This is a genomic window from Rufibacter sediminis, assembly GCF_014269285.1.
GTDB lineage: Bacteria > Bacteroidota > Bacteroidia > Cytophagales > Hymenobacteraceae > Nibribacter > Nibribacter sediminis.
Map to the genome: position 1 here is coordinate 1 of NZ_JACOAF010000010.1, position 24,775 is coordinate 24,775.

Annotated in this window: 17 protein-coding genes; 5 read left to right on the forward strand and 12 right to left on the reverse strand. The window is 50.1% G+C overall.

The genetic code is table 11. The features are described 5' to 3' along the window. Window positions 1-446: 446 nt before the first annotated feature. On the forward strand, window positions 447-1,190 hold the full coding sequence (locus H7U12_RS04185; protein WP_186633400.1) for an SGNH/GDSL hydrolase family protein: 744 nt from the start codon (window positions 447-449) through the stop codon (window positions 1,188-1,190). A gap of 93 nt (window positions 1,191-1,283) precedes the next feature. Then, entirely contained in the window at window positions 1,284-1,706 is a 423-nt protein-coding gene (locus H7U12_RS04190) for an immunoglobulin domain-containing family protein (RefSeq protein ID WP_186633403.1), read from the forward strand. A gap of 76 nt (window positions 1,707-1,782) precedes the next feature. Here the strand turns inward: H7U12_RS04190 and H7U12_RS04195 are convergent, their stop codons facing one another. Next, window positions 1,783-2,793 (reverse strand): DUF6929 family protein, encoded by a 1,011-nt coding sequence (locus H7U12_RS04195; protein ID WP_186633406.1) that lies wholly within the window; start codon window positions 2,791-2,793, stop codon window positions 1,783-1,785. A 124-nt stretch (window positions 2,794-2,917) separates the two neighbouring features. After that, complete coding sequence (gene uvsE / locus H7U12_RS04200; RefSeq protein ID WP_186633409.1) at window positions 2,918-3,808, reverse strand: UV DNA damage repair endonuclease UvsE; 891 nt, start codon at window positions 3,806-3,808, stop codon at window positions 2,918-2,920. A gap of 305 nt (window positions 3,809-4,113) precedes the next feature. Here uvsE and H7U12_RS04205 point away from each other — a divergent pair, with 305 nt between their 5' ends. From H7U12_RS04205 to sucD, 3 genes are all read left to right on the forward strand, one after another. Continuing rightward, on the forward strand, window positions 4,114-5,850 hold the full coding sequence (locus tag H7U12_RS04205) for an erythromycin esterase family protein (RefSeq protein ID WP_186633411.1): 1,737 nt from the start codon (window positions 4,114-4,116) through the stop codon (window positions 5,848-5,850). Between the two features lie 207 nt (window positions 5,851-6,057). Further along, window positions 6,058-7,290, forward strand: coding sequence for an erythromycin esterase family protein (locus H7U12_RS04210; RefSeq protein WP_186633414.1), 1,233 nt, complete (start codon window positions 6,058-6,060; stop codon window positions 7,288-7,290). Between the two features lie 170 nt (window positions 7,291-7,460). After that, window positions 7,461-8,351: a succinate--CoA ligase subunit alpha gene (sucD, locus tag H7U12_RS04215; protein ID WP_186633417.1), complete on the forward strand. Its 891-nt coding sequence runs from the start codon at window positions 7,461-7,463 to the stop codon at window positions 8,349-8,351. Window positions 8,352-8,541: 190 nt separating this feature from the next. Here sucD and H7U12_RS04220 read toward each other — a convergent pair whose 3' ends face one another. From H7U12_RS04220 to H7U12_RS04265, 10 genes are all read right to left on the reverse strand, one after another. After that, window positions 8,542-9,234: a GDSL-type esterase/lipase family protein gene (locus H7U12_RS04220; RefSeq protein WP_186633420.1), complete on the reverse strand. Its 693-nt coding sequence runs from the start codon at window positions 9,232-9,234 to the stop codon at window positions 8,542-8,544. 95 nt (window positions 9,235-9,329) lie between these two features. Beyond that, window positions 9,330-10,235: a glycerophosphodiester phosphodiesterase family protein gene (locus tag H7U12_RS04225; RefSeq protein WP_186633423.1), complete on the reverse strand. Its 906-nt coding sequence runs from the start codon at window positions 10,233-10,235 to the stop codon at window positions 9,330-9,332. A 74-nt stretch (window positions 10,236-10,309) separates the two neighbouring features. After that, window positions 10,310-12,475 carry an alpha-galactosidase gene (locus tag H7U12_RS04230; RefSeq protein WP_186633426.1) on the reverse strand — a complete coding sequence of 722 codons (2,166 nt, stop codon included), beginning with the start codon at window positions 12,473-12,475 and terminating at the stop codon, window positions 10,310-10,312. A 330-nt stretch (window positions 12,476-12,805) separates the two neighbouring features. Further along, window positions 12,806-14,224, reverse strand: coding sequence for a calcineurin-like phosphoesterase C-terminal domain-containing protein (locus H7U12_RS04235; RefSeq protein ID WP_186633429.1), 1,419 nt, complete (start codon window positions 14,222-14,224; stop codon window positions 12,806-12,808). Window positions 14,225-14,442: 218 nt separating this feature from the next. Then, on the reverse strand, window positions 14,443-14,667 hold the full coding sequence (locus H7U12_RS04240; RefSeq protein WP_206683869.1) for a hypothetical protein: 225 nt from the start codon (window positions 14,665-14,667) through the stop codon (window positions 14,443-14,445). Between the two features lie 161 nt (window positions 14,668-14,828). Further along, window positions 14,829-16,943 carry an alpha-N-acetylglucosaminidase gene (locus H7U12_RS04245; protein ID WP_241749116.1) on the reverse strand — a complete coding sequence of 705 codons (2,115 nt, stop codon included), beginning with the start codon at window positions 16,941-16,943 and terminating at the stop codon, window positions 14,829-14,831. Between the two features lie 222 nt (window positions 16,944-17,165). Then, window positions 17,166-18,353, reverse strand: a complete 1,188-nt coding sequence (locus tag H7U12_RS04250; RefSeq protein ID WP_186633437.1) for a phospholipase D-like domain-containing protein — start codon at window positions 18,351-18,353, stop codon at window positions 17,166-17,168. A 287-nt stretch (window positions 18,354-18,640) separates the two neighbouring features. Beyond that, window positions 18,641-19,936 (reverse strand): DUF5689 domain-containing protein, encoded by a 1,296-nt coding sequence (locus H7U12_RS04255; protein ID WP_186633440.1) that lies wholly within the window; start codon window positions 19,934-19,936, stop codon window positions 18,641-18,643. A gap of 56 nt (window positions 19,937-19,992) precedes the next feature. Continuing rightward, window positions 19,993-21,489 carry a SusD/RagB family nutrient-binding outer membrane lipoprotein gene (locus H7U12_RS04260; protein WP_186633443.1) on the reverse strand — a complete coding sequence of 499 codons (1,497 nt, stop codon included), beginning with the start codon at window positions 21,487-21,489 and terminating at the stop codon, window positions 19,993-19,995. A 13-nt stretch (window positions 21,490-21,502) separates the two neighbouring features. Further along, entirely contained in the window at window positions 21,503-24,751 is a 3,249-nt protein-coding gene (locus tag H7U12_RS04265; RefSeq protein ID WP_186633447.1) for a SusC/RagA family TonB-linked outer membrane protein, read from the reverse strand. Window positions 24,752-24,775 lie beyond the last annotated feature (24 nt).

Below are 24,775 nucleotides of genomic sequence, written 5' to 3' on the forward strand. Positions count from 1 at the left end.
GTCACTTTTCTCCTGGATGAGAAAAGTAACCAAAAGAATCATGAAGAAAAGAAACTCGCTGACGCTCAGACAGTCTTTTCTTCAATAATCATGACACCTGGTGAAAGCCTTCTGTTGCATAGGAAGCGTGGGCCACTGCGGTTTTTAAGCGCTACTACTTGCGCTTCCCTTTGCTTCGGGCTACGCAGGCGGCCCTCCGCAGGGGAAGCGCAGGTTACGGATTACTACTTGCTCTACTGCAATGCCTGTAACGTCCTGCGGACGTGCTTAAGAGTTGACTGATGAGAAAATTCCCCTCCTGGGAGGGGTAGGGGTGGGTTTGCTTTTATATTCTCACTAACAATCCTTGCGGCTCCCTGCACACCTTGATCCAACGTGATTGAACAATCCAAAGAAGGGGGTTGTTGCGTAGGTGAGTGGTGGAGCAGGGAGTTCTGCTGCCGTTCATGATTTCTATCGATATGCGTCTTCTCTTCAAGTTGGTTTTGTTGTATGCGGGTATTCTGTTTCTGGGAGGGTGTTCTACCGCTGATACCGAGGAGGCGGAAAATGTGCCAACTCCTAAGATTCCGGCTTCACCGTCTGCCTCGGCCACCTATCTGGCACTGGGCGATTCCTATACCATCGGGCAGAGTGTGCCGGCAACGGAGCGCTGGCCCGTGTATTTGGCGAACATGCTGGCGCAGGAAGGGAATGCCGTGGGCGAGCCCCGCATCATTGCCCAAACCGGCTGGACGACCGCCGATCTCCTCCAGCGGGTAAAAGCCGAGAAACTGGACGGAGGTTTTGGGTTGGTGTCGTTGATGATTGGGGTGAACAACCAGTACCAGGGCCGCAGTCTGGAAGAATTCCGGGCACAGTTCAGGGAGTTGTTGTCGCTCAGCACCACGCTGGGCCAGAAAGACCCCAAAAACGTGGTGGTGCTCACCATTCCAGACTGGGGAGCCACTCCCTTCGGCGCGAGCCGGGATCAGGCCTCCATCAGTACTCAGATCAAGAAATTCAATGAGGTGATCAAAGCCGAGGCGGGTGCGGCGGGCATCACGGTGGTAGACATATATGAGCTGTCGTTGCAGGCAAGGGAATCACCGGCGTTGGTGGCTCCTGACGGATTGCACTATAGCGGCCTCATGCACCAGCAATGGGCGCAACGGGTGCTGCCGGAGGCGAAGAAGAAACTGCTGGATTAAATTTTTCTGCGGAGTCTCAACTTTGGAACGGTATATGTAATAGGCATTTTACCGCAGCAGCGGTACCCAAACCACCTTTCAAACTTATCCCGTATGGAAATGAAATTCAACGCAGTTGGTGCCTTGGTAATGGCAGGGATTTTAGTCATCACTGGTCTCCCGTTACAAGCACAGAATAAACCTAATCCAATACAGAAAACACCCGTGCTGGCCATGGCCACGCCCGCCAAAGGAACCCCGGTTCGGCGCGAGACCCTGTCAGGCATTGACCTTTTCCCCGAAGACAAGAAAAACGATGTGTTCCTGCTCTCCTTTCAGCAGGACATGACCGAAGACGGGGTGCTGGAACTGACCAACTATGCCGGAAAGGTCTTGTACACCAAACCCATTCCGGCCGGAGACCATACGCTGGCCGCCCCGGTGAACATCGGGAAACTCAGAACGGGCACGTACCTGGTAGAAGTGAAAACGGCCACTACCGTTTACTGGAAGAAAATGCGCGTTCGTCTGCGGTAATCCTCCAAAATAGCAAAAGGCAAAGGGCTGCGGAATAAGTTTCCGCAGCCCTTTGCCTTTTCTGGGAGCTCCGGGGTTACCAGGTAAACGTCAGAACCACCAGTTCTGAGAAACCATTGTCGTTGTCGGCCACGGCCACGGCCTCCAGGCTATGGCGGTGCTTGTCTAAGACGCAGATAGATTCAATCTTGCTTTTGTAGCTGCTGCCATCTTTTTGGGTGATGGGCACCACCACCTCGGGTGTTACGGGTTGCGGAGAGCTGTGCGGATGGGCCTGCAGCAAGCCTACCAGACTGCCATAGACCTCGCCGTCCAGCACGGCATTGGGGGTTTCCTCTGCCGAGGCCGTGAAGAGCATCTGGCCGCCCAGCGCCGAGGTCATCCCCGAGAATCCGGTTTTGATCTTCGCCAGGTCCGGAAGAGCCCATTGCTGCAGGCCAGACGGTTTAGGCGCCGCCCCCCGGCCCAGCAGGAAAGGCGTGATGGAGGAAAGCGTGTAGGTGATGAGCACGTTCTGGCCGCCCGGCGCGAACCGCTGCAGCAGGTACAGGTATTCTTCATCGGCCGCCAGGCCTTCAATGTTCAAAGCAGCCTCGCCGGTAATGTTTTTGTCTGCGCGCAACTGGGAATAGAGCGTCTGCAGCGGTACCATAATGGGTTTGCCCACGCCGTTGCGGGTAACCGGCACCAGGTAGCCCGTGTTGCGGGCCGGGGTGGAGCCGGAACCGATGATCAGCAGGCACGGCTGCCCTTCCAGGGTGACCAGCGTGATGGCCTCCAGATCGGGTTTTACCGGTTTGGGGATGCGGCCTTCGGCCAGCGGGCCGGGCGTGAAAAGCGGTACTTTCTGCACCACCTTGAACGTGGAATCCAATCGGAACAGATACGGAGAATCATCCCCGATCACGTAGAAGAAATCGCCCACGCGCTCTATGCCCGAGGCTGACGGAATTCCGTCCAGCACCACTTTTCTGGTGATGACTGCCGTTGGCGTGGCAGAGGAATCTGAGTCTGATTGGCAACCGGCGGAGAAAAGGACCATAAGCAGGAGCGTGCAGTAAGAGAAGGGCTGTACTAGAAATTTCATGGGGGATGGTAAATCTACGTCAGCGTTTCAGGTGAGAATAAAAGGGTCTGACAATGGTTTTTCTATTTAAGTGTGAGTCTGGTACGTTCTACGTCTGTTTTCTGAAAAGGGGGCCAAAAATATATCACACCAGGGCTAGTTCTTCCAGTACCTGCCGCGCCCGCAGGCAGCTGGCCTCTTTGTCTTTGATCTCCAGCATGATGTCTACCTCCAGGCCGTTCAGATGCGTGAGAAACTCCCGGAACAGATCCGTCTCAATGCTGGTGATGTGCTTGCCCTTCCGCTCACCGGGGCTCTGGGAGCTGTAGTCCATCATGAGCACGCCGTCTTTCTCTGGGTGCCAGGTGCCGGAAGCCAGTTGCAGGGCCTCTGCCATGGGCTCATTGTTGTTCAGGCACTCGTGGTGGAAATTGTCAAACAGGATGGGAATTCCGGTCTCGGCGTTCAGTTCCAGGCAGTCTCTCAGGCTGTAGAGGCGGTCATCGTTCTCCACCACCAGCCGCGCTTTCACAATGTCGGGCAAGGTCTGGTAGGTCTGGATGAAGCGCTTGAGCGCCGATGGCTTGTCGCCGTACACGCCGCCGGCATGGATCTGCAGTTTGGCGGTGGAGTCCAGTCCCATCAAATCCATGACCGTGGCCTGGTAGACCAGCTCCGCGATGCTGTTGCGCACAATGCGTTCATCTGGCGAGTTGAGCACCACAAACTGGTCTGGGTGCATGGAGATGCGCATGTTATGTTTCTTCACGAAATCGCCCAGGCGCCGGAACGTCATCTGGAAGTGCTGCTGCCAGTTGTAGGTGTTGATTTCATGGCTGGCGAACGGCACCAGCTCCGAGCTCATCCGGAAGAACAGGAACCCGTGCTCCAGGTTGTACTCCAGAATCCGCCGCAGGCAGGCCAGGTTCTTCTCCACGGTCTGCACCAGCCGCTCCTCACTGTAAGACGCCAACCGGAAGGTGGTAGACGAGCTGCAGTCCAGGGTTTCGTTTACGCAAGGATATCCAATCTTCATGTTTCGCGGGGTTTGGTACTATCAACCGTTGCCGGTGGCAGTTGTTTCTGGTGTAGTTAACGGAGGGGCGGCAGATGTGTTTACAGAGTATTTATTTAATAAGGGGAAGTATATATATATGGAGCGTGAACTGAATAAAACTGAAGAGGTGGTACAATTCGTTTTGAGGCTGTTTTTCAGAAAAAAGGCCTAAAATTAGTTTTTCAGGGATAGCGGATTTTGGCAGTATTTCGCTTATCATTATAACTGAAAATCACTGATTGTAAGAGGATTTGTGGAATAGCTTTCTACCATAAAAGGTGTAAATGAATTTAACGTCAACTCACAGATTGCTTATCAAGTGCTATCCTCTGCTTTTAGTGCTTTTGCTTTTTGCCCATACTGCCGTATGCCAATACCCCAAAAGAGTAGAGCAGGAAATCCAGCAATATTTTATTCCTTTCTCAGATTCTTCCGCAGCCCTTCCCAGTGCCTTCTTGGAGAAGCTAAAGGACAAAACGATTGTGGGCCTGGGGGAAGCCACTCACGGGACAGCAGAATTTGAGCGGATGTTCTCCCTGCTTTCCAAAGAACTGATTCTGAAACAGGGCTTCAATTGTATCGTTTTGGCTGAGGCGAACTTCTATGATACCCGCTCGCTGAACGATTATGTGGTTTATGGAAAGGGTGAGGCAGAAACCGTCATCCGGCTGATGCGCCATCAACCTAACCCGTTGGTGGAAGAGGAATTTAGGAGACTGGCCGAGTGGGTGCGTTCGCACAATGAGAAACTACCCGTAGAAGAAAGGGTGTGGATGCTGGGAGCCGATGCCATGTCGCCGCGTGGGGCTGCTTATGATGCCCTTCGGCTGTGCCGTGAGCTGAAAGTTAACTTGCCGGAGGAAACGGTTCAACTCCTATCGGAAATCTCGGTCTTACCAGAGTCTATGTTTGAGGACTACGCAAAAAGGAACACAATGGCCTCTGTGCTTTCCAGGACGGCGCAGTTACAGCAGGCGCTACAGCACCAAGCCTCATCAGCGAAACTTGATGCTAGGCAGCGGTGGCTTCTTCAGAGCGTGGGCACTCTGGACCTGGCCATCAGATTCTTCTATGACAATTACCTGCTGCAAAAATGGTCTACCCGGCAGTTTAGGGATGAAGCAATGCTTTCAAACATCCAATGGGTGTTGAAGGAGAGGCCCCGGGCGAAACTGATCGTATATGCGCACAATGCCCACTTAGAGAAAAAGATTGGTTACCAATCACTTTCTGGCTTTGGGCCGTATTTGGGCGGGCAGTTAGACAGTACCTATGGAAAGAAGTATTACGCCATTTGTACTGAAGCCCAATCTGGCACTTATTGGGCCGGCGACGATGATGGTGATGTTGCCGTTATCAAGAAAAAGACGAAAGTAGGAGATATACTAGGAGGAATAGTAAAAGCACCGTTTGGTTTTCTGGAGCTCACCGCCACGCGAAGTATCAGCAAGTATTTTGCTAGCCCACTTGATATGACCTTTGGTGTACTTGTAGGATCTAATAATTCCTCTGCAAAAGTTAACAATCTCGCTTCAGCCTTTGATGCCTTGCTTTTTGTGCGGAAGTCTACCCCCAAGCTACGGACCAAACCCAAGACACCACTAAGGATGTTCTCGCTCAACCTCAATATGTCACCTGATTTGATAAGAAAAATAGCAAGCAAGGGGGAGGTCACCGTGTCACTAAACGGATCGTTTGTTCCCTCTGGCACGTCTCTGTCTGGTGAGGGGGTTGTTTTAGGTGTCCTTTTCTTGAACGGAGATAAAAAGGTCCTTGGCTATCATGCTGCCATCCTCTCTGGGAAAATGGACGTGGGACAAGCGTTCAAATTTCCAGCGGGTACTGAAAAAGTCTTGTTGACATTCTCAGGTAGTAGCATCAAAGAGCTCGGAATACAAAGCATGCGGGTAAACGGGCAGGTCATAGCTCTAAATGAACTGAGCTACTTCGGAGAAGGGTATGATAAAAGTATTGAATTGGATGAGGCAGGCAACAGTAGAATCCAAATCAGGGAAAGGTAGAGACCTATCATCTTATCAAAGAAACCTTCGCTCCAAAATAAGTAAATCATACACGGTACGGATACGCCATTATGCATGTCTGGATGACCATTAGAAAGAGTTTTTAAAATGAAGATTCAGTTTGGGAAATCTGGACAGCGGTTAAAGAATCGGTTCATCCTACAGCTACTGTTGTGCACGGCATTGGTGAATTGGTGGTTCCCCTCAATGGCCCAAGACACTGCCCAAAGAGTGGCTTATATCAAAGAGAATACGATTGCTGTCCATGATATGAATCCTTCTAATGAAGATTATACAGATTTACTTCCGCTTAAATCTGTACTGAAAGATACCGAGGTAATCGGCTTGGGAGAACAGACGCACTATGATGGCAGCACTTTCCAGGCGAAGACCAGGCTGGTCAAGTTTCTGCACCAGGAACTTGGGTATGGTGTGATAGCTTTTGAAAGCGGGTTCTATGACTGTTACAAAGCCTGGCAGGAGATCCAGAACGGAAAGCCAGCCATTGCTGCCGCCCGAAAGTCTATCTATCCTTTCTGGATATCTGCTGAAACAGAGGAACTCTTCAAGTACATTGACCAGCAGAAAAACACAGATTACCCATTGATTATGGCCGGGATTGACTGCAAATTCTCGGGTGTTTATTCCCGAGAAAATCTACCCAGTGACCTTAGAGCATATCTGCAGAGCACGAAATCAGAAGCACTGAAAGATACCGCACAGTGGCTGGAGTTCAGCACAGCCCTGGAAAAGGCGATTAAAATCTCTGATTATCACACAAAACCAAGTCCTCAGGATACCCTGGTTTTGCATCAAACCATATCCGGTATTCTGAAGAGAGTAACCAGCAGGGTAGAAGCAAACAAGATAGTCTCCCAGGAAGACCTTTTCTGGCAGCAGTTCTGCCGCAGCACCCTCGTGGAAATTACCCGTAAGTTCTCTTCCCGGCAAAGGAGGGACGAGCAAATGGGGAGCAACCTGCATTTCCTTCGCAATGATCTTTATAAGGATAAGAAAGTAATAGTGTGGGCAGCCTCTTCGCATCTTACCTATGCTGGTACCAACATTGAGAGTGACTTCTACCAGCAAAACCTAAGGTTAGGTGACTATTTAAAAAAGTCTTATGGTGAGAAATACTACCACCTTGGGTTTACTGGATATGAAGGGAAAATAGGCAAACTGTTATTCTTTCCTCTAATCAAGATAAAGAAGCACAAGGAGAACAGCATTGAGTATGCCTTAGGCCAGACGAAACAGCCTTTCTTGTTTCTGGATCTGAATAGACAAGACCTGCCTGATTGGCTGCAAGCGCATCTGATTGCCCGTCCGTTTGGTTATAGAGAGATGAGTATGAGGTTGCCCCAGGTAATGGACGGCCTTTTTTACACGGAGAAAATCTTTGAAAGGAAGGCTCTCCCTGCTGTTCCAGAGAAACAGTAGTGGCGAGCTTAACAGTCAGATAAAGCTGGACTTCTGATCAAATACAATGGGATTAGAGAGCCAATTGCTAGGAACTTAAAGCAGATTCTTAGTTTGGATGCGCGGCAAAAAAGCCTATTTTTGCGTACAGTTTTAACGAGAGCGTACATCTTTCACATAATCCACTACACATGAGTGTTTTAGTAAATAAAGATTCCAAAGTGATTGTGCAGGGCTTCACCGGCTCAGAGGGTTCTTTCCACGCACAGCAGATGATTGAGTATGGCACCAACGTAGTAGGTGGCGTAACCCCGGGCAAAGGCGGTTCTACCCACTTAGACCGTCCGGTGTTCAACACCGTGGCCGAGGCCGTACAGAAAGCCCAAGCCAACGTATCCATCATTTTCGTGCCACCCGCGTTTGCCGCTGATGCCATCATGGAAGCCGCCGATGCCGGTATTGAAGTGATTGTGTGCATCACCGAGGGTATTCCGGTGAAAGACATGGTTGCCGCTAAAAACTACATCAAGAACAAAGCAGTTACCCTGATCGGGCCGAACTGCCCGGGCGTGATCACGCCAGGCGAAGCGAAAGTGGGCATCATGCCCGGTTTCGTGTTCAAGCCAGGTAGAATCGGGATCGTTTCCAAGTCCGGTACGTTGACCTATGAGGCCGCCGATCAGATTGTGAAAGCTGGTCTGGGTATCTCTACCGCCATTGGTATCGGGGGTGACCCGATCATCGGGACGCCTACTAAAAACGCGGTGGAACTGTTGATGGAAGACCCGGAGACCGATGCCATTGTGATGATTGGCGAGATTGGCGGTAACTACGAGGCCGTGGCCGCGGAGTACATCCGTTCCACTGGCAACAAAAAGCCAGTAGTTGGTTTCATCGCGGGCCAAACCGCTCCGGCCGGACGTAGAATGGGCCACGCCGGTGCCATCATCGGCGGCGCCGATGACACTGCCGCCGCTAAAATGCGCATTATGCGTGAGAACGGCATCCACGTGGTAGACTCTCCTGCCGAGATCGGCGAGACCATGGTAAGAGTATTACAGGGCGAGGCGACCAACGCGTAAGCGGCTCCTGTTCCAATATAGAAAAAGGCGATTCTGCAAAGAGCCGCCTTTTTTGTTTTGTCGTCTGTGTTCGCGGGGCCCACAAGCGCGCCTTGCATGCAAGCCGCAGAACCAACTCGTAGATGTCTACCCAGCTAATTGCGTTTAGGGGCTGTTTTCTGAAAATAGCCCCTAAACGCAAGGACGAGATTTACTTCAGGTAATTGCCTTTTTTCAGGACTTCTACCCATTTCTGGTAACCGGCCACTGTGAGGTGCAGCCCGTCATGGGTGTATTCTTTCACCAGCTTCTTATTCGCATCCAGGAAGTTGGGATATAAGTCAATCAGCTCGATCTTCTCTTTCTTGGCCAGCTCCTTCAGGGCGTTGTTCACCCACAGAATGTGCTCCTCTTTGTGGTAGTGGTTCTTGAACTTGCCAAACGATTCATTGGTGGGCAGCAGGGTCTGGAAGTAAATCTTGGTTTTGGGAGAACCGGCCTTGATGCGCGAGATCATCTTCTGGTAGTTGCCCAGAATCAGCTGGTCTGGCACGTTGCGCGAAATGTCATTGATCCCGATGAGGATGAACACTTTGGCCGGTTTGCCTTCAATGACCTCGTCCAGGCGCTCCAGCACGCCATACGTGATGTCGCCGGAGATGCCGCGGTTCTTCACGTTGGGCATGCCCAGGAGCTCGGCCCAGTCAGTGTTGGCGGTGAGGCTGTTGCCCAGGAAAATAATGTCATTGGGAGAATTGGGGTAGGACTTGAACTGGGCTACTTTCAGGTCATAGGCCGCCGGGCGGTAGGTGCTGTCATACTTGGCAGCGGTGGTTTGGGCCTGCGCCTGGAAACCCGCGAACAAAGCGCAAAGGGCGGCCGCAAAAGCGAATTTCAGTTTCATGGTAGGGTTGGGTTTAAATGCGGTGAGAGTGAAAAGCCGGGAAATGCGTTTAGGAGCCGTTTTTCTAAAAAGAGACCCTAAACGCACCCACTACATTATTGCTGGAAGAACAGGTTAGGGTAATCAGAAATGATGCCGTCTACGCCCAAGGCCTTGATGCGGGCAATCTCCTCGGCGGTGTTCACCGTCCAGGGAACAACTTTGATGCCGCGGTCATGGCATTGCTTCACCAGCTCGGCCGTGACTAGTTTCGCGCTGGGGCTGTACACCACCGGCGTAAAGCCCAGTTCGGTCAGGTTTTCGGCCACGGTCTTCTTGTTGTCCACCAGGAAGGAGGTTCTCATGTGCGGGTACTTCTTGTGCAAAATCTGCAAAGGGCGCAAATCAAACGACTGGATGATGACGTACGGCGCAATACCTTTCTTCTCAATCACCTGCATCATCGCTTTTACAAACTCCTCAGAGGCCGGGTGCAGTTTGTTGTCGCCGACAATTTTAGACTTCACCTCAATGTTGTAGAACACCTGCGGTTTGCCGGTAGTCTTCAGATATGTCTGCACTGAATCAATCAGATCCGCGAGGCGCGGAATATAGGTCTTCACGCGTTGCTGCTGCGGGAAGTTGGAATAAGGTTTGGTACCCAGCTCAAAGGCTTTCACCTGGTCATAAGTCATCTGGTAAACCACGTACTTCTTGGCGTCTTCCTTGGGGATGTCCTGGCCGTCTGGAGTGCGGGCGTACAACGGGTTGATGTGCGGGTCATGGGTCACTACCACCTGGCCGTCTTTAGTGATGTGGCAGTCCATTTCAATGGTGGTCACGCCCAGGTCAATGGCTTTGCGCATGGCCAGGATGGAGTTCTCGGCGAGTAAGCCGCGGGCGCCGCGGTGGCCTTCGGTGTCAAAGGTGGGCAGCGGCGGTAACTGACTCAGGGATTGGGAGCTTTTGCAACCGGCCAGCAAGGTGGCCCCAAGTAAAAGAGCGGAAAAGGTTTTGTTCATGGTTTGCTGAGTATAGCGGGTAATACTTTCTAGAGCCAGGCTCGGAGACTTTTCAGGTCACCGAACTTGGCGGATTAAGGTTTCTCGGTGATTTCAAACACGGCGCTGGTGAGCGCGGTGGTAGGCGACACGGCAATGCCCACTTTCATTAGGTAATCGCCGGAGTAGGTTTTGCCGTTGGCCGCGAACGATGATTTAGTATCGGGCATAAGGTTGGTTTCCTGCACCAGGTACTGCTTCTGCGGGTGCAGACCTTGCATCCGAACAGGCGTGAAGCGGTCACGGTGGCGGGTTTGCAGGTTGTAGGAGAACAGCACGGCTTTGCTCTGGGCCTCGTTCACGTATAGGAGTACGGCGCGCTTCTCCTCGTACGGCGACACCAAGCGGTACTGGTCGCCGAACCAAATCACGTCACTCAGCTTTTTGTAATTGGCCACGGCCTGCTTGCTGAACTGCAACTCTTTCTCATTGAACTCACTCACCTGAATGTCATAGCCCAGTTTGCCCATCATGGCCACATCGGTCCTGAACTTCACAGTCTGCTTGCCCCAGCTGGTCACGTGCGCCGACATAGCCACCGCCGGGAAGAACTGCGAGTAGCCCCACTGGATGAAGATGCGCTCCAAACCATCGGTGTTGTCACTGGGCCAGAACTCCGTGAAGTAGGGAAGGGCGCCGTAGTCTACCCGTCCGCCGCCGCCGGAGCAGAGCATGATGGGCAGGTGCGGGTGCTTCTGCCGTATTCTGGCCAGCGTTTTGTATAGGCTGTTCACGTAATCAATGGGCAAATGCGACTGTACCTTGAGGTTGGGCGAAAAGGCGTTGGTGAACGTGCGGTTGCAGTCCCACTTGATGTAAGCCAGCCGCGGATTTTTGGTGAGCAGATCATCTACCAGTTTGAAGATGAAGTCCTGCACTTTGGGATTGGTGAGGTCCAGAATGAGCTGGTTGCGCTGGTAATGCTCGTCGCGGTTGGGCAGTTTCAGAATCCAGTCGGGGTGCTTCTCGTAGAGTTCGCTTTTGGGGTTCACCATTTCGGGCTCCAGCCAGATGCCAAACTTCACGCCTTTCTTTTCGGCTTCCTCCACCAGATAACCTATTCCGCTGGGAAGTTTGGTTTTGTTTTCCTGCCAGTCGCCTAGGCCGGCGTTGGCGGCGTTGCGCGGATACTTGTTCCCGAACCAGCCATCGTCCAGCAAAAACAAATCTACGCCCAATTGGGCAGCGCCGTCAAAGAGGCCCACCAGTTTATGCTGGTCGAAGTCAAAGTACGTGGCTTCCCAGTTGTTGAGCAGCGTGAGGCGCGGCTTGTTCCCGTCCAGAATGCCGTAGTTGCGGGCCCAGCGGTGGAAGCTTCGGCTGGCTTCGCCTTTGCCCTGCTGGCTGTAGGTGAAAATGAAAGCGGGTGTCACGAAGGCTTTGTTGGCGGGCAAGTGGTATTCTGAGGCGTGGGGGTTCATGCCCGCCAGCACGCGCAGGCTGTTCTGCTCGTCCAGCTCAAAGGCAAACTGAAAATTCCCCGACCACGCCAGCGTACCGGCAATGACCTCGCCGTGGTTTTCACCGGCCGGTTTGTCCAACGACAGCAGAAACGTAGGGCTCTGGAATTTATGGGCGCGGGTGCCCAGCTTGCTGTCAATGACCTTGATGCCGCTGGTAAGCTGATGTTCCTGCAACTGCATCTCGCCGGCCCAATCACCGTGAAACTGCGAGAGCCAGTAATTGGGCGCGTCAAAGTGTAGCATCGCCGAGGCGAAGTTGCCCAGCACCACCGGCTTCTTTTCTTTGTGCTTGATCTCGGTCCAGGCCTTGATGATGTTCTCCTTCTGGTACGCGCTGAAGTGCAGAATCACCTCCACGGGGTACTTGGGGTCTTTCAGGTGAATGGCCGTCTGCGTCACGTTGGCCTCGGGCTGCTGGGCGGTATGTTGCGCATACTTCAGCTCCAAAGAGGGGTTGCCGTCATTGTGCAGCACCCTAATGGCGGGTTCAAAAAGATTGTCGGTGCCCGAAGGCGCGTACGCCTCATGCTTGGTGCCGGAGAGTTGGCCGTTGTCCTGGGCGTTGCCGAGTTTGGGGCCTAAATAGCTTTGGTACAACTTCTGGTTTTTGCCCACGGTAAATGCCAGCGTGACTTTGTCGGTCTGGACCAGAATCTGCTTGGTGTTTTGCTGCGCCCGTGCTTGTCCTAACCCAAAGGAAAACAGGACGACCGCCCAGAGGAAAAGTTTAAATTTCATTTTTGTAATGCTGCTTGTGAGAAACTACCGGTGAAGGTAGCGGTACTGCTGGCGGGGCACCTTGCCCGGTAACCCTGCCAGATGTGACGTTGCGTTTAGCGGCTGTTTTTTCAAAAACAAGCCAAAAATGGGGAGATGAACCATCAAGCGTTACCCACCCCTACCCCTCCCAAGAGGGGAGCATCTGCACGAGTAATCGGGAAAATCCTCTCCTCGGAGGGGTAGGGGTGGGTTTACGCATTCCTGATTTAAGCATCCGCCTGCTACGCTCGAGTTCAATAATTTCCGTTTAGGGGCTCTTTTCCGAAAAAAGCCCCTAAACGCAAAGCTTTAGGCCGAGGCCGAAACCGCCTCAAACTGGTTCCCGAAGCGGTCAGTGGCGACCACTTTTACCTGTTTCACCTCGGGCCCGAAGTGGCCCATGAAGAGGTGCTCGGTTCTGGCGGGCTCGGCGAAGGCGCGGCGGGCGGGCAGTTTATCGCCCTTCATGGTGCGCACCGCCTCGGGGTCATAGCCTTTGGTGTTTTGCAGCGTACCCATGGCCTTGCCGTCGGCGTACCACTCCACTTTCCAGGCGGGGTCCCAGTTCCAGACGTTGGCGATGAAGCGGTTCTGGCCGGTGAGCTTCTCAATGTCCAGGCTGATCTGGTGCGCCCGGTCTTTGCCCGTTGATTTGTAGTACCACTGGAGCTGGTTACCGTCTACCTCATACACGCCGTAGCCGTTGGGCGTACCGTCTGTGCAAATGGTGCCCGACCACCAAGCGCCGCACACCGTGCCGTGCACGTGCTCATACACGCCTTCGCGCAGCATGTTGTAGTTGGTGTGCGTATGTCCGGTCATGATGTGTACCTGATAGCCCTTCAGCAGCGCAAACAGGTCTTCCCGGTTCTTCACGGCACTGGAGATGGGAATGTGCGCGCTGATGATCACCAAGTGGTCCTTCGGCACGAAGCTCAGGTCCTGCTTGATCCAGGCTAGTTGCTGCTCATTGAGGTGGCCGTCATACTCGCGCTCCTTGCCCAGATACCGCACATCATCCAGCACAATGTAATGGGCTTTGCCACGGTTGAACGAGTAGTAGGTAGGCCCGAAGATCTTCTGGAAAGTGGCGTCTGAGGTTTCGTCGCCGCCCAGGCGGTAGTCCATATCATGGTTGCCCAAGGCTTGGAAGAACGGAACCCCGATGGCGCCCACGGCCTTGCTGTAGTCCGGGAAGAGTTTGTGGTTGTCCCAAACCAGATCGCCCACGCCAATGCCGTGCACCAGCGCGTCTTTGCCCATGCTCTGCACCAGTTTCTGGGCATCGGGCACGGAGTCCTGCATCATGAGGGCCACGTCTTTGGCATCTTTCACCTGCGGATCTGCCCACACAATGAACGAGTGTTTGGAGTCGTCTTTGCTCAGCGGTTGCAGCTCAAAATCATATTTGTTGGCTTTGCCGGCGGTAATAGGCAGATAATGCCGGGCCAATCCTTTCTCCTGCGGAAACTCGTACCCTGCCGGAATGGAGACAAAGACAAACTTGGCCCGATCATTCACCGGCAGTTCAAACTGGCCGCGCTTGTTGGTTTGCACCACGGAGAAACCGTCTGACACCACCACCTTGGCTAGTTTCTTGCCTCTGGCTTTCACGGTACCTGTAAGGGTTTGCGCGGCCTTTTTGTTTCTGGCGAAGACACTGGGGCCAGCTAAGACCAGACCGCCCGAAAATAAAGCAAGGCTCTGGAGAAAGGTTCTTCTTTTCATTGATTCAAAAAAGGGGACTAGTACTTATTGAACTTCGTTTTAGGGTTAACTCAAAAGGCGACAAATCGCATCCTGACTGTTCTGGGGCCGTTTTCAGGAAATGCCTCCTGAAACAGTGTGATGTATATTCCTTCCTGCAAGGCCGGCTGAGCGGTAGAAAATGATGCAGGCATTCAGTGGTGGTGAAAGTCGTCTTCCGGGAACAGGGTTGAGTTTTTTCAGGTAGCCCCTCGGGTGGTCAGGTCAAGGTTGGGGAACTGGTGCTGCTTGTTTTCCTTCGGCACAGTATCCGGAAGAGATGATTCCTTTGCTTCGTCTGGAGGCGTAACGGTCACGGGTTTTTCCGTGGGTTTGTGCAGGGGATTCATAGCTGGTTTGTTAGATGAGTCGTCTGCAGGGTTGATGGCTGTTCCTTTGCTCAGGTGAAGAGTTCGGGCGTTCATGCCAAAGTAGGCGGCTCGCTTCGTTTCGAGACCGGAGGACGTGTTAAGCAGTGAAGGAAAGACGGCAGGAGTCATATCAGTTTTCGGGCTGTTTTCAGAAAAAGGGTCAAAAACCGGGTAAGCATATCGGCGCTCACCGTCTTTCGCTTCAAAGGCATCTTTTAGAGCAGGGCGTACTGTCCTTTCAGCAGGGGCTGGTACTTCTGGTAGAGGTTGGCGGCTGCTTCCAGCGGGTTGCCCTTGGGTTTGTCGGGATACGATTCGCTTCCGTTCACCCACTGCCATTCCCAGTCTTTGCTTTGCTCGTCGAACTCTTTTTGGCTCATGGTTTTCCCCTGGGCCAGGGCGGCGTTGACGTGGGTGAAGAAGCGGCTCCAGCGGGGCTTGTAGAACCCGGTGAGCATACCGGCCCACTGCCGGCAGGAGTAGTCATGCAGCACGCTGTTTTTGTCACCCCAGAGGGTGATGAGGTTGCGGGCGTTCTGCTCGAACAGCTTTTTCTCCGCCTCGGTTTTGCCCCAGCCTTTCGCGGCATTCAGCCAGCGGCCCAACAGAAAGTCTTGGTGCGTGCCCAGCAACTTGTCCATGTCTTCGATGACCATCAGGAACTGCTGGCTGCGTTTCCTGAACGCCACGGTGTCTTTGTTTTTGTAGTCCAGGGCGAACTGCTGTTGCAGGGTGTCGGCGTAATTGGCGAGCACCTGGCGGGTCACGTCTACCAGATCGTACTTGAAACCTTCGCTGTTCTTCAGGTCTTTGGAGGCGGACAGGAGCGCTTCCCAGGCCGGAATCAAATCAGCGGGCCGATAGGCTTTATCAGTATCGGTCCAGCGGTTTTTCTTGTTGAAGGTAGGTCGGCCGGTGATGATAGACTCGGGACCGCCCGATTTGATGGCTCCGTTGTATACGGTAGCGCGTAAGATCTCCCAGGCTTTCTCGGCGGCGGCGTTTTTCTGGCCGTAGCGTCTCTGGGCGTAGTTAGGAAGCCAGGAATCTAAGCCGATGGGCGTATTGCGCCAGACGTTTTCCAGCATGAGTTCATACATGACCGGGTTTTGCTCAATGGCCTCAGGCGTTAACCCGATGCCCAGCATGTTGCCCGATTTTGGGTCTTGCAAAGCGTTGGCCGGGCCGTTGGCCACGCTGTTCATGCGGCCGTACATACTCACGTTGCCGCCAAAGTTGTGGAGCATGCACCAGATCCAGGGCTTACCATAATAGGCATCGGTGCGGTTCCAGACGGGTTTGCTTTCGCTGTAGAGATCCAGCACAATCATCTTATCATTTGGCACGGCGTTGAGCAAGGCCTGAATCTGGGTGGGTTGCCAGAACTTAGCCGAGTAAGAGAACATCCAGCCCTGCATGATCCAGGTGGCTTTGGGGTCTACCGCCGCCATAGACTGATAGACTTTCTTGCTGATGTCGTTCAGGTAGGTAGAGTCATTGGTGGGCGGAGTGTTCTCATTGAAGGTATCGGCGGAATAGAAATGGTCCGTCCCGAAGGTGTTGATCTCTTCCTGAATAAACTCCTTCCCGATGGAGGTGAACATGGGATCATCGGGGTCCAGGATGTAGACCTCGTTGAAGCCCTGCCAGGTGGTTTTCTTCAGTTTAGCCTGAGGGAATTTGTCTTTGAAAGCCGGAGGCACGTGCCCCGTGAACGCGGGCAGGATAGGGGTCATGCCCAGGGCGCGTTCCTGCGCCAGAATCTGTTTCTGCAGTTCCTCGTGGCGCTTCATGAACGATTGCGGCAGCGGACCGCCCCAGCCGTCCAGGTTGCCCATCCAGAACCAGTTGAAGTAGGCGGGGCCGCTGTAGAAGGAGGCCAGGTCTTTGTCCGTGAAGCCCAGTTTTTTGTAGACCCTGTCCCAGATGGAGTTCTGGCCGGTGACCGCCAAGGGCATGTTGATGCCGTTCATGGCCATCCAGTCAATCTCCCACTGCCAGCGTTTCCAGTCCCACCAGCTCATGGTGTAGTTGAAGGTGCAATAGTTCAGGTAATAACGGTATTTGTACGGGGTGACTTTGCGTTCTTTCTGCGTGACGGAGGGTAGTTTCTTAGGGAGGTTCAGGTTAGAGCCGTTCCAGGAAATGTGGGCGTTGGTGTAGGTTTTCAGGTAATGATGCAGGGCGCTGGCTACAGACACGCCGTTGTTTCCGCGCAGCATGATTTTGCCGTTCCCGTTTTCCACCTCAAACACATCGTTCTCGCCTTCTTTGGGAATGAAGGCAATCTGAAACTGATCTGCGTGTTTAGGCAGCACGCGTTTGATCAAGGCAAGGGTGGCTTTGGTTTGAGCTTCTTTATCTGTTGCAGCAGGGGAGGGGCTTGCCGCTGAAGCCTGCCAGCCCCAAAGACAAAGGAAAATGATACAACTTACTATTCTGCGGGAGGATTTCATAAAAGCGTTGATTCGTCAAGTTTAAGCGGTGAAAGGATTTGGGTGATACTTCTGTTATCGGGCTGCTTTGGCCAAAATACGCCGAAAGCAGAAGTATCATCTTTGAATACCAGGGAGCTTCTTCATCTCATTGTAGTAGCTCATAAAAGATTCAAAGAAGGAGGCGTTGTTCTTGAATAAGAGGATTACTTCATTGTTATAATAAACCGTATTGCCGGTGTAGTTGTGCGTGCCAGTTACTACAAGGGTAGATTGCGCACCGTTGACTTTGCCTTTGATGAGCATGAACTTGGCATGGTTGTTAATCTTGGCTTGATTAGACAGGCTGATGTTGTAGATTTTGATGTAGGCGCCTTTCCGTTTAAGGTTTTCTAATGCGGTCTGTATTTCTGGCGCGGCACTGCTTTTGGCTATTACCTCTACTGTAGCACCTTGGTCAAGCAAGGTTTCCAGCTTGGCTACCACATTCATACGGGCAGCGCTCCAGTCAGACATACCTACTCTAATAAGGGCGGTAGAGGGTTCTGTAATTTGGCTAAGGATGTCTATTATGGTATCTGTTCCGTAGTTTTTACCCGCTTTTCTTTTAGGGAAGAAATAAGCTTTGATGCCTGCGTTGAGGTCTTCAAACTCACGGTACTCAAAGTTTTTCATGCCGCTGACAGCTCTGACTTTCATGTCATTCCAGTAGCTGAGATAGGCTTCATATAGACCTTTGTTGGAAAGAACGGTGGCTTCCTGTATCTTCTTGGTATCTGCTTCTGTGAAGTTGTGGGAGGTTTGGAAAATGATATTCTCGGCTTTGCTATCTGGTGTTTTTACCTCTGAGAAAATTACGAATTTGTTGTGGTTGATGGAAGAGCCTCCGGCATCACTGGTAACTACTACAACCTCCGAATTAGGCTTTAGAAAGCTTCTCAGTTCGGCAATGGTAGGAGGGTTTTCCTCTTGGGTTTCTTCCCGGCTCATGTCTACCATGAGGTGCAAGTTTACACCTCTTTCACTGGCTCTTTTAAGGGCACTAATGATTCCTTTGTGAGTGAAACCAAAAATACTTAGGTGCAAAGATGACTTCTCTGGCGCTGCATCTATCATTGATGTCAATCTGTCCATGATTACAGGAGAGGACAGGGAGTTGCCTACTTGGTTGAGATTAGTGAAAATCAAATCATTCACCGGAGTAGCAAGAGGGATTACACCTTCATTTTTTATTGGCTCATCTTCAGCTTTGCAAGCTGCCAGCGCAAACAGGAGGAAAAGAAAGGTGTATTTAATTTTATTCATAACTGTGATAATGAATAGTGAATTTAGATATAGAGGGAGTATCTTTTTGCTGCCTACATGCGTCAATTGTACAGGACTATTGTTTTGAGTTATTCTACATCCAATCATCTAGAATGAGGTCTCAATGTGTAGACCTCATTCTAGATGATTGGATGTAGAATAATAATTAGCGATGCTTTTATTAGTTACCAGAATAGCGCTACACTTTTCTAAGTGGAAGGTGTAGGTTTTGCGTCTTTAAGAAATAAGGGAGTGGCTACTTAATGTAGGCGCACTCCCTTCAAAGGTTAATCTGCGTTAGAGTAGATGGCAAAATCATCAAAGGAGAACCGGCCATTAGCAATGGCTGGAAGCGAAGTAGGACCTAAGCCTTTCTTAAATAACCTAAACCTCACTGGGCCAGAAATATCCATTAAAATAGTGGCAGTTTTTGTCCAGTTACCGGCTTCTGTCATGGTGGGGCCTATTTGAGTCCAGGTTTGGCCTTGGTCTTGCGAATACTCAATCCACCAGGTGCTGGAAGCATCTGTGTAGTAGGCACCATAAATATAGGTCACCTTAGAAGCTCCGTCAGGCACGTCAAAATTCATCTGTGTATAAGGACTTGATGCGGCTGCCAAGTTTTGGTTCATCCTGATGCCCTGCTTACCGGTAAATCTGTCGCGGTTAGAGGTAGGGCCAAGAATTGAATTGTATAGTTTCCAAGAGCCGGTAGTAAAATCAATGGTGTTGTCCCATACGCCTCTATCACCGTTGACCATGTTGTAGCTTGGTTTATCTACGCTAGGATTCTCAAAGCTTTCTGGGAAACCAAGATAAATAGGCCCACTGGCATCCATGACGTCGTTGATGCTACGCAGCCTTAAAGTTATGGTAGGTTCCTGCGTCTGCGGATCCATCCCCATCAATGGTACGCCAGTATAAGTGGCGCTTGCCCAGAGTCTTTCATTTGCGAAAGAGGCATTTGGGTCTGTATGCAGAATGATGTTGTTGCCATTACCATCGGTTAACTTTTTGTCACCACTGTATTTAGCAGAGCGGCCAGGAGTAGGCGTGGCGTTACCGGCTACAATTCTCACTAATGTGCCTTCATAATCACCTGGCTTAGTGGTTAGCGCTTCCAGGTTTACTACCCGGGGTGTAACTTCTATTCCAGATTTAGCTTTTGTTACACCGGCTAGTGAAAGTCCTTTAATCTGCAACGCACCGTTTATACTCGTTAAGGTGGCACCTTCTGTATTTACCACAATGGAATCGCCCATGACAAATGGAGCAGTGGTAGAACCAAAGTCTAGAATAACTCCCCTGGTTAGCCTTCTCCTGCTGTTCTGAATGACAACCTGACCCGTTGGGAAATTGCCTGATGCCGGATCAGAAATGACAACTCCTACCACTTGATGGGCTCCTCCCATTTTATCTGTAGTTAATTGCACATCTTCTCCTCTATAAAGCGCCCTTACATCTGCCACAGACATATAAGGGCTTGGCTGCCCAATGGCATTATTTTCATCTTCTTCCAGGCAGGAAGAGAGGGCTAGTGCTCCCAGAATGAAAGCGAAAAGCTGGAATATCTTGTTTTCCATTTTAATATGAATGTTAATGATGGATTTTCAATTGATCCAAAAAATATTTGCAAGGTCTATTGTTGCCACCACACTTTAGTGTTGATATCATCTGGCCCTTGGTCTGCCACCGCCTTTAAATAATTCTCACGGTTAAGACTCTGAACATACAGCGGATAATTAAGACGAGAAGGCATTTGACCATTGTTCCGTACACCAAGACCTATAGGTAGAACCGGGTGCCCTGTTCTGCGGTACTCATACCATTGTTGGAAATCAGTAAAGAAGAGGGCGTAGTATTTCTGAAGGTGGATCAAGTCCATCTTCTTTTCGAATTCATAACTCTCTTCCCATTTTACCTCTTCATTTGCTAAATAAGCAGCAGGTACAGTTAGCCCCCAAAGGGTGATGCCATTGGTAGCGCCAGTTTCATAGTAAGTTTTAGGGCTACCTGTAATATATCCTTTGAGCGCAGCCTCTGCCAATATAAGTTGTACCTCAGGATAGTTCAGGATATTCCCAAGCAAAGGGTTAGTTCTTAAAGCAGGAAGATAGGAAGACTGGGCAGCAGGTATTTTGCCTGTTTCATAACCGCTCTGAATTCCTGCATAACGGCCTTCTCTCAAAGTTGCCCAAAGGGTAATACGTGGGTCGCCCCACTCATTTAAGTTGTTTACAAAAAACTCAGCTAGGTTTTGGGCAGAATTCCAGTCAGCATCCCGTACAGTCTGGAAAGGAGATTGATAAGGGGCGGTGCCAGTGAATCGCAAAATAGCAGACTCTGCATTAGTTGAAATGATAGGATAAGTAGCAGGGCTGCCATCAACCATCTGTCCTATTTTTTCAGCCGCTGTCATCTCATTGTTTACTACCTTATCTGGTTTGCCAGATACTCTTAATAGTAAACGTAGATACAAGGAGTTTCCAAATTTACGCCAGTTAGCTGCATTACCATTATACAAGGGGTCTAATGGTTTTAACTCAGAAGGGAAGTCTGCGTTAGTTGTAGATAAAAGCGTATTGGCTTCTTCAAGCTTTCTGAATAAATCAGAATAGATAGCTTCTTGTTTGTCAAAGCCAGGCATTAAAATCCCCTCTTTTACCTTGTTGGCGTTAAAATAAGGAATGTCACCATACATATCTGTTAACAGTGAAAAAGCCCAAACCTCGCAGATTAACCCTACACCCATAAAAGCCTTATGGTAACCTTGGGCTGGGTAGGTTCTGGATAACACCTCTGCACTATTGTAGATATCTTTGAAATCTGTGATCTGGGTGTACCAGTTGTTCCACATGTAGTCTGCTTCTGCAGACCGAACCACATACCGGTGAATTTCATCATTATCTGAACGGGCTACATGCACCTGCATAAGTTCATTGTTCAGACGCAGCGCCCGGTCTAAGTTGCGTTTTACCAAGTCTGTTAACGCAGGGGCCAGCAAAGACTCTGGCATGGCAAACGGGCTGGTATTTGGGTTAGTATTCAGTTCCTCAAAATCCTCTGTACAGGAGTTGAGCGTAGACATGCCAACTACCGTGAGAAGAGAGAGCGCTATTAATTTTATCTTTTTCATTTCTGTCTGAGTTTTAGAAACTAATGTTCAGGTTTACCCCTGTGGTCATGGTAGAGGGGAACTGACCTAATTCATAGCCTGCATCAATAGTACCATTGTTCAATGTTCCGAATTCAGGGTCAAAGGCAGGCCAGTCTGAGATGATCCAAAGGTTTCTGCCATAAATCCCAATAGAGGCTTTCTCTATTTTGAATTTGGAGATAACGCTGCTTGGTAAAGTATAATCAAGACGAACTTCGCGTAATTTGATGAAGTCTGTACTGAACAGGTTTCCTTCTATGTTATCACGGCCAAAGTGAGCAGTGTAATATGTCCAGATGTTCTCTGCCACTACATCATTAGGTCTGAAAGAACCATCTCCATTCTGGATTACCCCATTGCCAATAATTCCATTATAGCGACCTGGCAAAGTGTTTTTGGTTTTTCCTTGCTCTGCCAAGGTAGAATGAGTAAGTGAATAGGCTTTGGCACCAAATGATCCATCAACCAAGATATTCAGACGGAATTGCTTATATCTGAATTCATTGCCAATACTCCCTTTCCATTTTGGTACTGTATTTCCTAAGTACATGATGTCATTGGTTAACAAAGGGTAGCCATTCTCATAGATGATCTGGCCGTCTGGTGCACGAAGGTACCCTCTGCCATAGATATCACCCATGGTGCCACCCGGAGTTGCTTCCACAGATCCACGTCCTCCTGGTCCTCGTTGTAGTTGGTATGTAGTTAGGCTGTCAGAAAGTTCTATAACAGAGTTTCGGTTTGCTGAATAAGTAGCAAAAATATTCCAGTTTAACCCGTTTTTGTTTTTAAGAGGAGAACCGTTGGCCTGAATCTCAATTCCTTGGTTTCTCACCAATCCGGCGTTCAAGATCTGGTAGTTAGCGCCGGAAGATCTGTCAATAGGTACTCGTAAGATCTGGTCTCTTGTGTTGTTCCGGTAAACGGCAACGTCAAGCCCTATTCTGCTTTTGAAGAAACGGGCATCTAAACCAAACTCAACGCTTTCTGTTCTCAGTGGTAATAGATTCTCATTTGGTATTGCACTAGGATTTGACAATCCTGAAGGAAAACCAGATGCAATTTCATAGGCAAAAGCTGTATAGTAAGGGTTCATTCCGCCACTTCCTACTTCTGCCCAAGAACCGCGCAGTTTTAACAGGGAGATTGAAGTAGGCATAGGGAGCACCTCAGATAAAACGGTACTCACACTTACAGAGGGATAGGGCTTAATTTCTGGTATGTCTTTTCCTCTTGCAGCCAAGGTGCTTGACCAGTCTTTCCGGAGAGTCAGATCCAAGAACAGCCAATCATCAAATCCAACGGTTGTCAGTCCATAGATACCATTCATCTCCACATCAGAACGGTAAGGGTAACTCAAAAGAACATCGCGGCTATTAGCAAGATTAAATACTTGTGGGAAAACTAATCTATCAGCTCTTGATTCATCCCTAACATATCGGTTCTTGGTTTTGCTACCGCCCAAAGAGGCAGAGACTTCAAATCTGTCTCCCAGATTTCTGCCGTATCTCAGCAAAAAGTCAGAATTCATTTCTTGGGAGAAGATGTTCTGCTCACGGTACATACCCTCTTTAAATTTCTCGGTGTCCTTAGGGCGGCGTTGTGAACGTTGCTCATAGCCAAAGTCCAGGGCAGTACGCACCATCAAACTCAGTTCTTTGGTGAAATTATAAGTAGCTTGGATGTTACCTGTAATGGAGTGACGGTTGGATTTATTCAGCATCTCATAGGCAATCAGGTAAGGATTGTCAATCAAGCTGCTGTAAGGGTAATTTTGAAGAATTCCTTCTTGTCCAGGCTTCCAGTAATCTTTGTACCAATCAACGTTGCCATTAGGAACCTGCAAAGTGGCCCAATACATAATAGATTGGTTGTTGTACCCTGTTGAGGGTAAGTTGTCACTGTATTTGTTGGTGTAGTTTATTTTGCTGGAAATTCTGAGCTTATCTGATACGTTCTGATTTAAAGATAAAGCCACTGTATTCCTGTCATATCCAGTGTTAGGAATTATCCAGTCATTGGAAACATTGGTCAGTGAAAAACGGACAGATGTCTTGGCAGTACCACCATCTAGTGTAACTGTATTGGTGAAGGTCTTTCCTGTCTGGAAGAAGTCTTTACGGCTATCTTTATAAGGTATCCAGGGGGTGCGCTCTGTACCGGTTGTTTGCGTTGCCGGATCATATTGGAAGAACATTTGCCCATCAAATTTGGCACCCCAGGCAGAACTGGTACTGCGTGTGCTATTTCCATCTAGGGTATTGTTGTAAGAGTAATAATTAACTCCTTCGTCTCCCTGCCCATACTCATATTGGTAATCTGGCCAGCGGTTGATGGTTTCTAAAGAAAAGTTAGAATTAAAGGAAACCCCTAATCCTTTAACTCTTGGCTTCCCATCTTTGGTGGTAATGATGATTGCACCGTTTGCCCCTCTTGAGCCATATAGTGCAGTGGCACCTGGTCCTTTCAGAACTGTTACACTTTCAATGTCTTCTGGGTTGATGTCATTTAAGTTTGTTCCAAAGTCAACGGGGCTATCGCCTTGCAGGTAGGCTGTGCTTCCGGAACCAGTTGCACGGCCACTACCGCCATTGATAATTACTCCATCCACCACAATCAATGCTTCACTTGAACCACCTAAGTCATTCTCACCCCGCAGAATGATTTTATTGGAGCCTGTAGGGCCACCGCCAGACTTTACCATGTTTAGACCGGCAACCCTGCCAGTTAAAGCATCTGTCCAGTTATTCGGCATAGCCTCAGTTAAGCTTTCTCCTTGTACCGTGGTTGTGGAATACCCTAGGGCTTTTTCTTCACGGGTAATACCCAAGGCTGTAACCACTACCTCGTTAATTTGGGTAGCGTCAGTTGCTAATCTAATAGTAAGGTTTTCTTCAGGTTTAGTAATTGTAATTTTATATTGCTGATAACCAATAAAGGTAAAGGAGAGGATTGAGCCAGTCTCTACACTTACCTGGAACGAACCGTCTGCATTGGACATACCTACGGCCTGGTTATTGACAAACACCGTAACACCAGGCATCACAGAACCATCAGTTTGGTCTACCACTTTCCCTCTTACTGTTACTTTTGCCTGTCGGCTGGCTTGCTGAAGATAAGCCATAGGTCCGGTTGAGCTAGCGAGCACATTTGTGCCAAACAGCAAAAGACAGGAGCCAAGTAAAATGCCTTTGCTCAGGCTGTTCCTGCGCTGGGGCGGTGGTTGTAAAAATGTTGTCATATTAGGTAGGTTTAGTTTTGTTGC

Excerpts from the sequence above, each read along its gene's own strand:
- H7U12_RS04185 (WP_186633400.1), top strand. The coding sequence starts at position 447 with ATGATTTCTATCGATATGCGTCTTCTCTTCAAGTTGGTTTTGTTGTAT.
- H7U12_RS04190 (WP_186633403.1), top strand. The coding sequence starts at position 1,284 with ATGGAAATGAAATTCAACGCAGTTGGTGCCTTGGTAATGGCAGGGATT.
- H7U12_RS04195 (WP_186633406.1), bottom strand. The coding sequence starts at position 2,793 with ATGAAATTTCTAGTACAGCCCTTCTCTTACTGCACGCTCCTGCTTATG.
- uvsE (WP_186633409.1), bottom strand. The coding sequence starts at position 3,808 with ATGAAGATTGGATATCCTTGCGTAAACGAAACCCTGGACTGCAGCTCG.
- H7U12_RS04205 (WP_186633411.1), top strand. The coding sequence starts at position 4,114 with ATGAATTTAACGTCAACTCACAGATTGCTTATCAAGTGCTATCCTCTG.
- H7U12_RS04210 (WP_186633414.1), top strand. The coding sequence starts at position 6,058 with ATGGCCCAAGACACTGCCCAAAGAGTGGCTTATATCAAAGAGAATACG.
- sucD (WP_186633417.1), top strand. The coding sequence starts at position 7,461 with ATGAGTGTTTTAGTAAATAAAGATTCCAAAGTGATTGTGCAGGGCTTC.
- H7U12_RS04220 (WP_186633420.1), bottom strand. The coding sequence starts at position 9,234 with ATGAAACTGAAATTCGCTTTTGCGGCCGCCCTTTGCGCTTTGTTCGCG.
- H7U12_RS04225 (WP_186633423.1), bottom strand. The coding sequence starts at position 10,235 with ATGAACAAAACCTTTTCCGCTCTTTTACTTGGGGCCACCTTGCTGGCC.
- H7U12_RS04230 (WP_186633426.1), bottom strand. The coding sequence starts at position 12,475 with ATGAAATTTAAACTTTTCCTCTGGGCGGTCGTCCTGTTTTCCTTTGGG.
- H7U12_RS04235 (WP_186633429.1), bottom strand. The coding sequence starts at position 14,224 with ATGAAAAGAAGAACCTTTCTCCAGAGCCTTGCTTTATTTTCGGGCGGT.
- H7U12_RS04240 (WP_206683869.1), bottom strand. The coding sequence starts at position 14,667 with ATGAACGCCCGAACTCTTCACCTGAGCAAAGGAACAGCCATCAACCCT.
- H7U12_RS04250 (WP_186633437.1), bottom strand. The coding sequence starts at position 18,353 with ATGAATAAAATTAAATACACCTTTCTTTTCCTCCTGTTTGCGCTGGCA.
- H7U12_RS04255 (WP_186633440.1), bottom strand. The coding sequence starts at position 19,936 with ATGGAAAACAAGATATTCCAGCTTTTCGCTTTCATTCTGGGAGCACTA.
- H7U12_RS04260 (WP_186633443.1), bottom strand. The coding sequence starts at position 21,489 with ATGAAAAAGATAAAATTAATAGCGCTCTCTCTTCTCACGGTAGTTGGC.
- H7U12_RS04265 (WP_186633447.1), bottom strand. The coding sequence starts at position 24,751 with ATGACAACATTTTTACAACCACCGCCCCAGCGCAGGAACAGCCTGAGC.